The sequence below is a fragment of the Ruegeria sp. AD11(2025) genome (assembly GCF_056542405.1).
Map to the genome: position 1 here is coordinate 54,085 of NZ_JBQFZU010000006.1, position 13,702 is coordinate 67,786.

General features: G+C 58.8%; 12 protein-coding genes. 2 read left to right on the forward strand and 10 right to left on the reverse strand.

What is annotated here, in order from left to right:
- Positions 1 to 8 precede the first annotated feature (8 nt).
- From ACR1XY_RS07750 to ACR1XY_RS07780, 7 genes are all read right to left on the reverse strand, one after another.
- Complete coding sequence (locus ACR1XY_RS07750) at positions 9 to 842, reverse strand: ABC transporter ATP-binding protein (RefSeq protein WP_480591809.1); 834 nt, start codon at positions 840 to 842, stop codon at positions 9 to 11.
- A 71-nt stretch (positions 843 to 913) separates the two neighbouring features.
- A complete protein-coding gene (locus ACR1XY_RS07755; protein WP_480591812.1) occupies positions 914 to 2,197 on the reverse strand; it encodes an ABC transporter substrate-binding protein in 1,284 nt (427 codons plus the stop codon).
- Between the two features lie 74 nt (positions 2,198 to 2,271).
- Positions 2,272 to 3,348 carry a branched-chain amino acid ABC transporter permease gene (locus ACR1XY_RS07760; protein ID WP_480591815.1) on the reverse strand — a complete coding sequence of 359 codons (1,077 nt, stop codon included), beginning with the start codon at positions 3,346 to 3,348 and terminating at the stop codon, positions 2,272 to 2,274.
- A 3-nt stretch (positions 3,349 to 3,351) separates the two neighbouring features.
- Positions 3,352 to 3,609, reverse strand: coding sequence for a hypothetical protein (locus tag ACR1XY_RS07765; protein WP_480591818.1), 258 nt, complete (start codon positions 3,607 to 3,609; stop codon positions 3,352 to 3,354).
- Between the two features lie 3 nt (positions 3,610 to 3,612).
- Entirely contained in the window at positions 3,613 to 4,599 is a 987-nt protein-coding gene (locus ACR1XY_RS07770; RefSeq protein ID WP_480591821.1) for a branched-chain amino acid ABC transporter permease, read from the reverse strand.
- Positions 4,600 to 4,628: 29 nt separating this feature from the next.
- Positions 4,629 to 5,447 carry an ABC transporter ATP-binding protein gene (locus ACR1XY_RS07775; protein WP_480591824.1) on the reverse strand — a complete coding sequence of 273 codons (819 nt, stop codon included), beginning with the start codon at positions 5,445 to 5,447 and terminating at the stop codon, positions 4,629 to 4,631.
- 78 nt (positions 5,448 to 5,525) lie between these two features.
- Positions 5,526 to 7,469, reverse strand: coding sequence for an AMP-binding protein (locus ACR1XY_RS07780; protein ID WP_480592160.1), 1,944 nt, complete (start codon positions 7,467 to 7,469; stop codon positions 5,526 to 5,528).
- 331 nt (positions 7,470 to 7,800) lie between these two features.
- Between ACR1XY_RS07780 and ACR1XY_RS07785 the strand changes: the two genes are divergently transcribed.
- Positions 7,801 to 8,220, forward strand: coding sequence for a putative quinol monooxygenase (locus tag ACR1XY_RS07785; RefSeq protein WP_480591826.1), 420 nt, complete (start codon positions 7,801 to 7,803; stop codon positions 8,218 to 8,220).
- A 69-nt stretch (positions 8,221 to 8,289) separates the two neighbouring features.
- Here the strand turns inward: ACR1XY_RS07785 and mutT are convergent, their stop codons facing one another.
- From mutT to ACR1XY_RS07800, 3 genes are read right to left on the reverse strand one after another with little or no spacing between them, the layout of a single operon-like run.
- On the reverse strand, positions 8,290 to 8,688 hold the full coding sequence (gene mutT, locus ACR1XY_RS07790) for an 8-oxo-dGTP diphosphatase MutT (RefSeq protein ID WP_480591829.1): 399 nt from the start codon (positions 8,686 to 8,688) through the stop codon (positions 8,290 to 8,292).
- Positions 8,685 to 9,911, reverse strand: a complete 1,227-nt coding sequence (gene argJ, locus ACR1XY_RS07795; protein ID WP_480591832.1) for a bifunctional glutamate N-acetyltransferase/amino-acid acetyltransferase ArgJ — start codon at positions 9,909 to 9,911, stop codon at positions 8,685 to 8,687. Before argJ ends, mutT begins: the two co-directional genes overlap by 4 nt.
- A 6-nt stretch (positions 9,912 to 9,917) precedes the next feature.
- Complete coding sequence (locus ACR1XY_RS07800; protein ID WP_480591834.1) at positions 9,918 to 10,766, reverse strand: peptidylprolyl isomerase; 849 nt, start codon at positions 10,764 to 10,766, stop codon at positions 9,918 to 9,920.
- Positions 10,767 to 10,942: 176 nt separating this feature from the next.
- Between ACR1XY_RS07800 and secA the strand changes: the two genes are divergently transcribed.
- Positions 10,943 to 13,660, forward strand: coding sequence for a preprotein translocase subunit SecA (secA, locus tag ACR1XY_RS07805; RefSeq protein WP_480591837.1), 2,718 nt, complete (start codon positions 10,943 to 10,945; stop codon positions 13,658 to 13,660).
- The last annotated feature ends 42 nt before the right edge of the window (positions 13,661 to 13,702 follow it).

Consider the following 13,702-nt stretch of genomic DNA (forward strand, 5'->3'; position numbering starts at 1 on the left):
CCATCCGCTTACAACCACCTCTTGCGGCGGCGATATGAGCGTACGTCGCGGAAGCTTTTGCGCCCCTCATCCGACATGCCCAGATAGAATTCCTTTACGTCCGGGTTTTCACGCAGATCGGCCGCCGGTCCATCCATCACCACGCGGCCTGATTCCAGAATGTACCCGTAATGGGCAAACCGCAGCGCCACGTTTGTGTTCTGTTCAGCCAGCAGGAAGGACACGCCTTCTTTCTCGTTCAGATCCTTCACGATACCGAAAATCTCTTCGACCAGCTGCGGCGCCAGACCCATCGAGGGCTCGTCCAGCAGGATCGTTTCGGGGCGCGACATGAGGGCCCGGCCCATCGCCACCATCTGCTGTTCACCGCCCGAGGTATAACCTGCCTGGCTTCGGCGGCGTTCCTTGAGGCGGGGGAAATAGGTATAAACCAGATCAAGGTCCTGCTGGATCGCCGCTTTCCCGTCCTTACGGGTATAGGCACCAGTCAGCAGGTTTTCTTCGACCGTCAGATGCTCGAAACAATGGCGACCCTCCATCACCTGGATGACGCCCTTTTCCACCAGATCAGCCGGGTCACTTTCATGCACGCTGGTTCCGCGATATTTGATCGAGCCCTTGGTGACCTCGCCGCGTTCTGATTGCAGCAGGTTCGACACCGCCTTGAGCGTCGTAGTCTTGCCCGCCCCGTTGCCGCCGAGCAGGGCGGTAATGCCCCCTTTGGGCACGGTCAGGCTGACACCCTTCAGAACCAGGATGACGTGGTTGTAGATCACCTCGATGTTGTTCACCTCAAGCAGGGTTTCTGCCTGAACTTCGGTGTTTTGAGCCGCATCCAGCATCTGCGCGTGTCCTTGTGCGAGTGTGGGGTTCGGGGCGGCAGTTCACCGCCGCCCCGGTGTTTAAAAGCGCCTTAGTTGCAGCGCGAGTCGATGTTGTTTTCCGCTGCGTAAGCCGCAGAATCTTCGTCGATCAGCGCGCCGATCACTTCACCGTCGGTCGGCTTGAAGTCAGAAACAACATTCCACGTTTGTGCAGATGCATCCCATTGCGTGACACCAACCAGACCGGGGCCACCGTGGTTTTCACAACTGACATCGAATGTCGGGCCAAAGCCGCTCATTCCAAGCTCGGCCATTCTATCCTCGGTGATGCTGAGTGCTTCCATTCCATCGCGCATCATGACAGGCGTGATATCGGCGACGCCGTGAATTTCCTGCGCTGTCCGGATGGCTTCGGCCGCCAACATCGCGGCGTAGACCGCGCGGTTGTACTGAACAGTACCTACCTTGTCACCGGCGCCAGCCGCCTTACCTGTTTCGTGGACGTATTTCTTGATGTCGTCGAAAACAGGAAAATCATCGCCCGTTGCGGTAAAGGCCAGCGCTTTATACCCGTTGGACGCCTCACCCGAAGGGATAACGTCCGGTTCCGCGCCAGACCACCAGATACCGATCATGTTCTCCATCGGGAAGCGGATATTCGCAGCTTCCTGAATGGCAACCTGGTTCATAACGCCCCAACCCCAGAGAATGACGTAATCAGGTCGATCACGACGAATTTGCAGCCATTGCGACTTCTGTTCCTGACCGGGGGAATCGACGGGCAGCAGGGCAAGCTCGTAGCCGTGCTTTTTGGACAGTTCTTCCAGCGTGCGGATCGGTTCCTTGCCGTAAGCCGAGTTGTGATAAACCAGCGCGACTTTCTTGCCGCTAAGATCGCCGCCGTTTTCCTCCAGCAGATGATTGATCGCGCCGGATGCTCCGTTCCAGTAATTGGCGGGGTAGTTAAAGACCCACTCAAAGACCTTGCCATTGGCGGCCGATGTCCGGCCGTAGCCCATTGTGTGCAACGGAATGCCATCCGCCGAAACCTTTGGAATCAACTGATACGTGATGCCGGTGGACAGTGGCTGATACACCAGTGAACCTTCGTTCTTTGTGGCTTCGTAACATTCGACGCCCTTTTCGGTCGTGTATCCGGTTTCGCATTCAACCATGCGGATTGGAACGCCGCCGATGCCACCATCGCGTTCATTGAGCATCGTGAAATAGTCGTTGTAGCCATCCGAGAACGGAATTCCGCCAGCGGCAAATGGACCAGTACGATAGCTCAGATCGGGGATCACAAGATCCGCCAGAGCCGGCCCTGCGGCCATCAGGGCGCCAAGCGCCGCGGTTGCCAGTTTCAATTTCATCGGGTGTTTCCTCCCTTGGTTTATCCGATGTTGGGGTCGGGCTTTTGCACCCGTTATCTGATTGGGCCTGCCCCTTAGTGCGGGAACGGCCAGAGTCTGAGTTTTTCTTTCGCCACGCGCCACAGCTGCGCCAGACCATGCGGTTCAAGGATCAGGAACAGGATGATCAGCCCGCCAACGATCACCAGCTGCAGATGCGCCACGATATCCGTGGGCCAGCCCAGCCAGTCAGCGCCGACCACTTTCAGTACCACCGGCAACAGCACCAGGAACGCCGCCCCCGCGAACGAGCCAAAAATCGAGCCCAACCCGCCGATAATGATCATGAACAGCACCAGGAACGATTTCTGAATTCCAAAGGCCTCGCCGACCTCGACCGCGCCCAGATAGACCGCAAAAAACAGTGCTCCTGCGATACCCACAAAAAACGAGCTAACGGCAAAGGCGGTCAGTTTCGCCTTCAGCGGATTCACCCCGATGATCTCGGCCGCGATATCCATGTCGCGGATTGCCATCCAGCTGCGCCCGGTGGTGCCGCGCGTCAGGTTGCGTGCGATCAGTGCACAGACGGTCAGGAAGATCAGGCAGAACAGGTAGGTCGCCCATGCGGGCGCGTTCGGCCCGGTGATGATGATGCCAAACACGTCACGTTCCGGCGCGTTGATCTGACCCGAAGCCGAGTAGTTGTAGAACCACGGCACCCGGTTGAACAACCACACCAGAAAGAACTGCGCTGCCAGCGTGGCCACCGCCAGATAGAAGCCCTTGATCCGAAGTGATGGCAGACCGAACAACACGCCGACAAAGGCCGTGATCCCCCCGGCCAGGATCACATGGATGAACATGCTGACATCCGGGAAAGCGGTCATCAGCTTGTAGCAGGCATAGGCGCCCACGGCCATGAATCCCCCGGTGCCCAACGACACCTGACCGCAATACCCCACCAGAATGTTCAGGCCGATCGCCGCGATCGCGTAGATCAGGAACGGCAGCAACAGCGCGTTGGCCAGATAGTCGTTGATCAGGAACGGAATGATCCCGAACGCCACCGCCAGCACGACATAGTACCGATATCGGTCGAACTTGATCGGAAAGGTCTGGCTGTCATCAATGTACGAGGTTTTGAAGTCCCCGGCCTCACGATAGAACATGTCTTACTTTTCCCATTCTTCCTGCGCCCGATTGCGGGCTTCGGTGTCAAGTTGATTGGACCCTTTGGCGTACCCGCTCGCCTCGGAAGCGCGGACCAGTTTCAGATAAGCCAGCACGCCCATGATCAGCCCTGCAAAGGCCAGGATCGCCGCGATGGTCAGCTGACCGTCCGTCAGATCGTCCGATGTGAGGGCGATGTATCCAAAGGCCCAGAACCCGGCCCACGCGACGACATTGATGATGGCGATGAATTTGGTCATGCCCTACACCCTCTCGATAATCTTCTCGCCAAACAGGCCTTGCGGCCGGAACACCAGAAAGATCAGCGCCAGAACATAGGCAAACCAGTTCTCTGTTGCACCGCCCACCAGCGGGCCGATCGCGAACTCGAACAGTTTTTCACCCACACCGATGATCAACCCGCCGACGATGGCGCCGGGGATCGAAGTGAACCCGCCCAGCATCAGCACCGGCAGTGCCTTGAGCGCGATCAGCGACAGTGAGAACTGAACGCCCGATTTGGTGCCCCACATGATCCCGGCGACCAGAGCGACAAAACCCGCAACCGACCAGACCATGATCCAGATGAAGTTCAGCGAAATCCCAACCGACAACGCCGCTTGGTGGTCATCTGCCACCGCGCGCATTGCCCGGCCTTGCTTGGTGTATTGGCTGAACGCGACCAGAGCCGCCACCAGCAGCGCCGCAATCACCGTCGCCACGATGTCGAGATTGTCGATGAAGAAGCCATAGCCAAAGATGTTGTACGTGCTCTCATCGATCCACAGGTTGATACCCTGCGGCAGGCCCACATCCAGCGTCTTGATCTCGGATCCCCACATCAGGTCGGCCACGCCCTCAAGGAAATAGGCCAGACCGATGGTGGCCATGAACAGGATGATCGGCTCCTGCCCGACCAGATGGCGCATGACGAACCGCTGCACCGCCCAGGCCAGCAGCACCATGACACCCATAGTCAGGATGATCGCCAGCAGCGCCGGCACATTCCAGCCGAACTTGTGCACATGTGTCCCGAAGGTCGCGTTGATCAGATGCGCGAACGGCACCTGACCGCTCATGATACCGACCAGTGTCATCGCCGCGAACAGGGCCATAACCCCTTGGGCATAATTGAAAATTCCGGATGCCTTGTAGATCAGCACAAAGCCCAGCGCGACCAGCGCATAGAGCACCCCGGCCATCAGACCGTTGAGGATGACCTCCATCGCGAATACGAGTTGTTCAGGCATCTGCGCCGCTCCTCATGTCTGTCGGATGCTTAGTCATGGCTGACCCCCAGATAGGCATCGATGACGTCCTGATTGCTGCGCACCTCGTCTGGTGTGCCGTCGCCGATCTTCTTGCCGTAATCCATCACGACCACCCGGTCGCTCAGGTCCATCACCACGCCCATGTCGTGTTCGATCAGGGCGATGGTGGTGCCGAACTCGTCGTTCACGTCGAGGATAAAGCGGCTCATGTCCTCTTTCTCTTCGACATTCATGCCGGCCATCGGTTCATCCAGCAGCAGCAGCTTGGGTTCGGCCGCCAGCGCGCGCGCCAACTCGACCCGTTTTTTCAAACCGTATGGCAGGCGGGAAACGGGTGTCTTGCGGATGTGCTGGATTTCCAGAAAGTCGATGATCTTCTCAACGGCTTCGCGGTTTTGCACCTCTTCCGCCTCGGCCTTACCCTTCCACCAGGCCTGCTGGAACATGTTGGTCTTCATGTAGTTCAGCCGCCCGGTCATGACGTTGTCCAAAACGCTCATGCCTTCGAACAGGGCAATGTTCTGAAACGTGCGGGCAATGCCTTGCCGGGCCACCTCATAGGGGCGCATCGGTGGGCGTTTGGCCCCATGAAACCAAACCTCGCCCTCCTGCGGGACATAGAACCCCGAGATCACGTTCAGCATCGAGGACTTGCCCGCCCCGTTCGGCCCGATGATGGCGCGAATCTCGCCCTCACGAATGTCGAATGAGATATCCTTGATCGCAATCACACCGCCAAAGCGCAGGGTGATGTTTTTCATCTCCATCACCACGCCGCCGATCTTGCGACCGTCCTCGGTGACATATCCTTCGGTACTATCCAGCATCAGTCACTCCCTGACTTTTGCAAAAACGGGACGGCGGGCGGGGCGATGACCAGAGGTCGAGCGGCGCACGACCGGCACTCATTCCGCAGCCACCTTGTGCTGCGCCACCGGTACCACCGGCGCGTCCACAATCTCCAGCGTCGCCGAGATCGACCCCTTGCGGCCGTCCTCATAGGTCACCTCGGTCGTAGTTGAGACACTCTTGGACCCGTCGTAAAGCGCATCAATGATGTCCTGGAACTTCTCTTCGACGAACCCGCGCCGCACCTTCCGCGTGCGGGTCATCTCACCGTCATCCGCATCCAGTTCCTTGTGTAGAACTACAAAGCGATGCACCTGGCAGCCCGACAGCATCTCATCAGCCGCCACGGATTTGTTCACCTCTTCCACGTGGGACTTTATCGTCTCTAACACACGGGGATGACCCGCCAGTTCCTGGTAGGACGCATAGGCCACATTGTTGCGTTCCGCCCAGTTCCCCACTGCGGTAAGGTCGATATTGATGAAGGCGACGCAGCGATCCTTGCCATTGCCGAACAGCACGACCTCCAGAATATCTGGATAGAACTTCAGCTTGTTCTCGACATATTTCGGCGCGAACATCGAGCCGTCGGCCATCTTGCCTACATCCTTTGCGCGGTCGATGATCCGCAGATGACCCGAGCTTTCCTCGATGAATCCAGCGTCTCCGGTGGCCACCCAGCCTTCGGCATCCTTGGTCGAAGCGGTGGAATCGGGGTTGTTGTAGTACTCGACGAACACACCGGGCGAGCGATAATAGATCTCGCCATTATCGCCGATCTTCAACTCAACCGCCGGCGCGGGCACACCAACCGTATCGGCACGCACCTCACCGTCCGGCTGAACCGTGATGAAAACGGTGGCTTCGGTCTGGCCGTAGAGCTGCTTCAGGTTGATGCCCAGCGACCGATAGAAATCGAAAATCTCCGGCCCGATCGCCTCACCAGCAGTATACCCCACACGAAAGCGGCCATAGCCCAGCGTATCCTTGAGCGGGCCATAAACCAGCAAATTGCCCAGCGCATATTTCATACGGTCGCCAAAACCCACGGGTTTACCGTCCAACAACAGGCCTCCGACCTTCTTTGCATGGGCCATGAAGTGATGGAACATGCGCTGCTTCAGCTTGCCCGCATCCTCCATCCGGATCATCACATTGGTCAGCTGAGTCTCGAACACGCGCGGCGGGGCGAAGAAATAGGTCGGCCCGATCTCGCGCAGGTCGGTCATCATCGTGTCGGCGCTTTCGGGGCAGTTCACGCAGAAGCCGCACCAATAGGCCTGGCCGATGGAAAAGATGAAATCCCCAACCCAGGCCATCGGCAGGTAGGACAGGATGTCCTCGTTCCGGGTCAGGTGGTCAAATTCCGCTGAGTTTTTGGCGCTTTCGATCACGTTGCGGTTCGACAGCACCACGCCCTTGGGCTTACCCGTGGTGCCCGAGGTATAGAGCATCACGCAGGTGTCGTCATAGGTGATCGCAGCAGTTCGCTGGTCCAGTTCCACATCAAAGCGCTGATGGCCCGCGCTGCCCTCGGCCTTCAGGTCTTCCAGCGCATTCATCTGGGAGTGGTCATATTTCCGCATCCCACGCTTGTCGGTGTATAGTATGTGTTTGACCTGATGGAGATTTTCCTGAATCTCGATGACCTTGTCGACCTGCTCCTGATCGCCGCAGACGACATATTTCGCGCCGCAATGTTCCAGCACATAGGCCATCTCTTCGGCGACCGAGTCCTGATACAGAGGCACCGGAACCGCGCCCACCATCTGTGCCGCAACCATCGACCAGTAATGCGCCGGACGGTTGCGGCCGATCACGGCAATATGGTCACCCTTTTCAACGCCAATCTCAAGAAATCCAAGCGCCAGCGCGCGGACCTCGGCAGCGGTTTCCGCCCAGGTCCAGCATTGCCAGATGCCGAATTCCTTTTCCCGATAGGCCGGGGCATCCCCGAACTGTGTCGCATTTCGATGTAGCAGCGCCGGAAGGGAGGCCATCCCGTCCGCGCCCGACTGCGTCTGAGCCAATCTCTCTCTCCTCCCCACCCGACCCCTCCTCCGGGTCGGAAATGGCGGGTCCGGGATGGTGCCCGAACGCCAATGCCCCGATAAGGGACGCGAGAAAGATCATCGTCAAGTTTTGCCTGATGTTTTCTCAATTATTACGAATTGTAACAGGCGACCGGAAAAGTGCTGCGCCAAACCAATGTAGTCTCATTGGGAAAGGGTGAGGTGGCAACAATCGCATCTCTCCCTCCACGATGCCCAAAAGTTGACGTGAGGACACTCGAATGCGATCCTGAACCTTATTTTCTTTGGGAGAGTAATTATGAAACATATTGTAGCCGCCATGATACTGGCCTTTGCGTCAACCGGCGCTTTGGCGGATGATCAGAGTTCTGACGACGTCCACTGGAGCATTGTTATGTCCATCAACGAAGGCATGGGGGACAACGTTGTGCCACTGTTGACCCGGATGTCGGACGCAACGATGACCAACGAACCCGACGCATTGATCTATGAGTATATGCGGTCCGGCGACACGGTGCATATCTATGAACGTTATGCCAATAATGCGGCAGCAATGGTCCATATGGGGAATTTTGGATCAAATTTCGCTGACGATTTTTTTGCCACCTTCACTGTCGAAAGCATAGCCGTCTATGGCCCGGCCGAAGATGATCTCAAAGAAGTCTTTGCAGACGCACCAGCGGTCTACCTGGAGAAAATTGCAGGCTTTGCCCGCTGAGCATCCCAAGGCGTTGATCGATGCGGTTTGCCTAATTCAACAGAGTTCGGCACCGGCGGCGCAGTGCTGCTACAACCAATCCCGCAATATCGGGATCAGCGGCACGTCCGCCGCAGGCATCGGGTAATTGCGCAGCTCTTTCGCATGCGCCCATTTCAGCGCCTGACCTTCTTTGGACTGAGGAATGCCTTCCCACTTCCGGCAGGCAAACAGAGGCATCAACAGGTGGAAATCATCATAGCTGTGGCTGGCAAAGGTCAGGGGGGCGAGGCACGAGGCCCAGGTGTCGATGCCCAGCTCCTCATGCAATTCGCGGATCAGGGCGGCCTCGGGGGTTTCGCCGGGTTCGATCTTGCCGCCGGGGAACTCCCACAGGCCGGCCATGGATTTGCCCTCCGGGCGCTGCGCCAGCAGCACCCGGCCCTCAATATCGATCAGGGCGACAGCAGATACCAGAACAGTTTTCACGAGCGGTAATCCGCGTTGATCTCAATATATCCATGGGTCAGGTCGCAGGTCCAAACGGTGGATTGCCCCTCACCCAGCCCCAGATCGACGGCGATCACCAGATCCTGACCTTTCATATAGGTGGCCGCGTCTTCCTCGCGGTAGTCCGGGCTGACCCAGCCTTTTTCGGCGACCAGAATGTCGCCGAAAGAGATGCTCAACAGGTCGCGATCCGCTGCCGCACCGGATTTACCGATGGCCATGACGACGCGGCCCCAATTCGGGTCCTCACCCGCGATGGCGGTTTTCACCAGCGGAGAGTTGGCGATGGCCAGACCGTGCACCTTGGCATCCGCGTCCGAGGCGGCCCCGGTCACGCGGATTTCCACGAACTTCGTGGCCCCTTCACCGTCACGCACCACCTGCTGGGCAAGATCCAGCATTACGGTTTCCAACGCCTCGGCAAAAGCCGCGCTGCCGGTGGCATTCACACCCGAAGCTCCTGTTGCGCACAGCAGCAGGCTGTCCGAGGTCGAAGTGTCACTGTCCACGGTGATGCAGTTGAACGTCCGGTCGGTCTGCGCACCCAGCATCGCCTGCAATGCCAATTGCTCGACCTGCGCATCGGTGAAGATATAGACCAGCATCGTCGCCATATCCGGCGCGATCATGCCCGAGCCCTTCGCAATCCCTGCAATAGAGACTGTTTTGCCGTCGATCTCGACCTGTGCCGAGGCGCCCTTCGGGAAAGTGTCGGTGGTCATGATGGCGCGTGCGGCATCCTCGATGGCATGGCGGCTGAGCCCCGCTTTCAGCGTCTCAAGCTGGGCAACGATGCGGTCGTGGGGCAGCGGTTCGCCGATCACGCCGGTAGACGAGGTAAAGACTCGCTCGACCGGAACTCCAGTGGCTTTGGACACAGCCTGCGTCACCTCGGCCACCGAAGTCTGACCGTAATGCCCGGTGAAAGCGTTGGCATTGCCCGAGTTCACAAGAATCGCCGCCGGGCCGTCACTGGCCCCACCGATCTTGTCCTGACAATCCAGCACCGGTGCCGCGCGGGTGGCAGACCGGGTAAAAACCCCGGCCACCGAAGTGCCCGGATCCAGAACCGCCAGCATGACGTCGGTGCGTCCCTGATAACGCACGCCTGCCTCGACGGTGGCGAAACGCACACCGTCAATTGCGGGCAATTCGGGAAAAGCCGCCGGAGCCAGCGGAGAGACCTTGGTGATCGTGGCCACGAGTGTTTACTCCTGAATCAGATCGGTCTGACGCAGAACCTCGGGACCGGCGCCTTCCAGCGCAGGGCGTTCAATCTCGGCCTGCTGTGTCAGTTCGTCGATCCGGGCCTGAATGACTTCTTGCTGCAGGGTCTGGCTCAACTCGGCACGGACCTGCTCCAGTTCGGGCGCTTCGGATTTGCGCTTGTCGTTCAGGGTGACCACGTGCCAGCCGAACTGGGTTTTCACCGGCTCAGATACCTGACCCTTTTCCAGGCTGATCACGGCCGCCTCGAAGGCTGGAACCATCTGGCCCGAGCCGAACCAGCCCAACTCACCCCCATTCGGACCGGAGGGGCCGGTCGATTTTTCCTTGGCCAGTTCGGCAAAATCGGCGCCGTCGTCCAGTTGCGCCTTGATCTCTTTGGCTTCTTCTTCGGTTTCCACGAGGATGTGGCTGGCGTTGAATTCATCCGCACCTTTGAAATCGGCGTATTTCGCGTCATAGGCCGCCTGGATCGTCTCATCCGTCAGCTCTTCTTCGATCAGCGCATTCACTGTCTGCACCGCCCGCAGGGACCGCGTCTCGTTTTCGATCGCCAGCGTATTCAGCTTGGACAAAGCATCCTGCTGCTGGCCCAGCAGGGTCTGCTGGATCAACTGGTCGACAATCAGTTCGTACAGGACGTCGTCTTCGATCTGCTGGTATTGTTCCGGCAGAACCGCTCCGGTGGCGATGACGTGACCCAATGTGATCTCATCCCCGTTCACGCGCGCGATGACAGTGCTGGCGTCGGGTTTGGTTTCGGCGGCCAATGGCAGGGCCATCGTTGCGGCAAGCGCCAGCGATGGCAGAAAAGTGAGGCCTTTGGGCATGGAATCATCCTATTTCTTTGCCGCGACAGGGCGCAGCGTTGACACTCTGGGACCTGCCGCTTACATCGCTTTGAAGCCTTGGACAGGGCCGCCTTTCACCCCCCGTATCTATGGGTTGCGCGCAAGGTGGGCAAGCCTGTCGCAACCACGATAAGAACAGATCCGCTGGAGTGAACATGCTGGGACTCGGAACGCTCGCCAAAAAGGTGTTCGGAACACCGAACGACCGCAAGATCAAGGCGACCCGCCCGCTGATCGAAAAGATTAACGCGCTGGAACCCGAGTTCGAGAAGCTGTCCGACGAAGGCCTGATCGAAAAGACCGCCGAGTTGCGCAAGCGCGCGCTGGATGGCGAAAGTCTGAATGATCTTCTGCCGGAAGCCTTTGCCAACGTGCGCGAAGGCGCCAAGCGCGCGTTGGGTCTGCGTGCCTTTGACGTGCAGCTGATGGGCGGAACCTTTCTGCATCAGGGCAACATCTCGGAAATGAAAACGGGTGAGGGCAAGACGCTGGTCGCCACCTTCCCTGCCTATCTGAACGCGCTGACCGGCAAGGGCGTGCATGTGGTCACGGTGAACGAATACCTGGCCAAACGGGACTCGGAATGGATGGGCAAGGTGTTTGCTGCCGTCGGCATGACCACCGGCGTGATCTGGTCGGGCCAGCCCGATGCCGAAAAGAAAGCCGCCTACGCCTGTGACATCACCTATGCCACCAACAACGAGCTGGGCTTCGACTACCTGCGCGACAACATGAAGGCCGATCTGGCCGAGATTTACCAGAAGTACCACAATTTCGCGATCGTGGACGAGGTCGACTCGATCCTGATCGACGAGGCGCGGACGCCGCTGATCATCTCGGGTCCGTCGCAGGACCGCTCGGACCTGTATACCGCCATCGACGCACTGATTCCGTCGCTGAGCGATGATCACTTCTCGCTGGACGAGAAATCCCGCAACGTGACCTTCACCGACGAGGGCAACGAGTTTCTGGAACAGCAGCTGATTGCCGCAGGCCTGATCCCCGAAGGCCATTCGCTTTATGATCCCGAAAGCACCACGGTCGTGCATCACGTGAACCAGGGCCTGCGCGCGCACAAGCTGTTCACGCGCGACAAGGATTACATCGTGCGTGACGGCAATGTCGTGCTGATCGACGAATTCACCGGCCGCATGATGCCGGGCCGCCGCCTGTCGGAAGGCCTGCATCAGGCCATCGAAGCCAAGGAAGGCGTACAGATCCAGCCCGAGAACGTGACGCTGGCCAGCGTGACCTTCCAGAACTATTTCCGCCTGTACGACAAGCTGAGCGGCATGACCGGCACCGCGCTGACGGAGGCCGAGGAGTTTGCCGAAATCTACGGTCTGGGCGTGGTCGAGGTACCAACCAACAAGCCGATCGCCCGTTTGGACGAAGACGATCAGGTCTATCGCACCGGTGCCGAGAAATACAACGCGATGATCGAACAGACCAAAGAGGCGCAGGAAAAGGGCCAACCGGTCCTGCTGGGCACCACGTCCATCGAGAAATCCGAACTGCTGAGCCAACTGCTGCAAAAAGAAGGAATCGCGCATAACGTTCTGAACGCCCGCCAGCACGAGCAAGAGGCGCAGATCGTCGCCGATGCCGGCCGTCTGGGCGCGGTGACCATCGCCACCAACATGGCCGGCCGCGGTACCGACATTCAGTTGGGCGGCAATGTGGAAATGAAGGTTCTGCAGGCGCTGGCGGAAAACCCCGAAGCCGACCCGGCACAGTTGCGCGCCGCCGAAGAGGCGCGTCACGCGGAAGAAAAAGAAAAGGTTCTCGCCGCAGGTGGTCTTTACGTGATGGCGTCCGAACGCCACGAAAGCCGCCGCATTGACAACCAGCTGCGTGGCCGTTCGGGCCGTCAGGGCGACCCGGGCCGCACGGTGTTCTACCTGAGCCTCGAAGACGACCTGATGCGCATTTTCGGGTCAGAGAGGCTGGACAAGGTCCTGACCACACTGGGCATGAAAGAGGGCGAGGCCATCGTTCACCCTTGGGTCAACAAGTCGCTGGAACGCGCGCAATCCAAGGTCGAAGGCCGCAACTTCGACATGCGCAAGAATGTTCTGAAATTCGACGACGTGATGAACGATCAGCGGAAAGTGGTGTTCAGCCAAAGGCGCGAGATCATGTCCTCGGATGATCTGTCCGAGATCGTCTCGGACATGCGCGAACAGGTGATCGACGACCTGATCGACGAATACATGCCGCCGAAATCCTATGCCGATCAGTGGGACACGGACGGTCTGCACGAGGCGGTCAAGGACAAGCTGACCATCGACGCGCCGGTTCAGGACTGGGCCGCCGAAGAAGGCGTGGATGACGAACAGGTGCGCGAACGCCTGATCAACGCTGCCGATGAGATGATGGCGCAGAAGGCAGCCGCCTTTGGCCCTGAAAACATGCGCAACATCGAAAAACAGGTTCTGCTGCAGACCATCGACAGCAAATGGCGCGAGCATCTTTTGACGCTGGAACATCTGCGCTCGGTCGTGGGTTTCCGCGGGTATGCCCAGCGTGATCCGCTGAATGAATACAAAAACGAAAGCTTCCAGCTGTTCGAAGGGATGCTTGACAGCCTGCGCGAAACCGTGACCCAGCAATTGTCGCGCGTGCGTCCGTTGACCGAGGAAGAGCAAAAGGAAATGCTGGCGCAGATGGCGGCTCAGCAGGCACAAGCGCAAAAGTCCGTTGATCAGGCTGCGGACCGTGCCGAAGCCACGGCCGAGGCCCAAGCCTCGGGCGATCCGCTGCCCGGTTTTGACGAGAACGATCCCAGCACATGGGGCAACCCGTCGCGCAACGACCGGTGCCCCTGTGGGTCGGGCAAAAAGTTCAAACATTGCCACGGACGCCTGACCTAACGTCAGCTAATCGCAGACACATTGAGTCCCCGCCACGGCCAC

Excerpts from the sequence above, each read along its gene's own strand:
- ACR1XY_RS07800 (WP_480591834.1), bottom strand. The coding sequence starts at position 10,766 with ATGCCCAAAGGCCTCACTTTTCTGCCATCGCTGGCGCTTGCCGCAACG.
- ACR1XY_RS07775 (WP_480591824.1), bottom strand. The coding sequence starts at position 5,447 with ATGCTGGATAGTACCGAAGGATATGTCACCGAGGACGGTCGCAAGATC.
- ACR1XY_RS07760 (WP_480591815.1), bottom strand. The coding sequence starts at position 3,348 with ATGTTCTATCGTGAGGCCGGGGACTTCAAAACCTCGTACATTGATGAC.
- ACR1XY_RS07785 (WP_480591826.1), top strand. The coding sequence starts at position 7,801 with ATGAAACATATTGTAGCCGCCATGATACTGGCCTTTGCGTCAACCGGC.
- secA (WP_480591837.1), top strand. The coding sequence starts at position 10,943 with ATGCTGGGACTCGGAACGCTCGCCAAAAAGGTGTTCGGAACACCGAAC.
- ACR1XY_RS07780 (WP_480592160.1), bottom strand. The coding sequence starts at position 7,469 with ATGGCCTCCCTTCCGGCGCTGCTACATCGAAATGCGACACAGTTCGGG.
- ACR1XY_RS07770 (WP_480591821.1), bottom strand. The coding sequence starts at position 4,599 with ATGCCTGAACAACTCGTATTCGCGATGGAGGTCATCCTCAACGGTCTG.
- ACR1XY_RS07750 (WP_480591809.1), bottom strand. The coding sequence starts at position 842 with ATGCTGGATGCGGCTCAAAACACCGAAGTTCAGGCAGAAACCCTGCTT.
- ACR1XY_RS07765 (WP_480591818.1), bottom strand. The coding sequence starts at position 3,609 with ATGACCAAATTCATCGCCATCATCAATGTCGTCGCGTGGGCCGGGTTC.
- ACR1XY_RS07755 (WP_480591812.1), bottom strand. The coding sequence starts at position 2,197 with ATGAAATTGAAACTGGCAACCGCGGCGCTTGGCGCCCTGATGGCCGCA.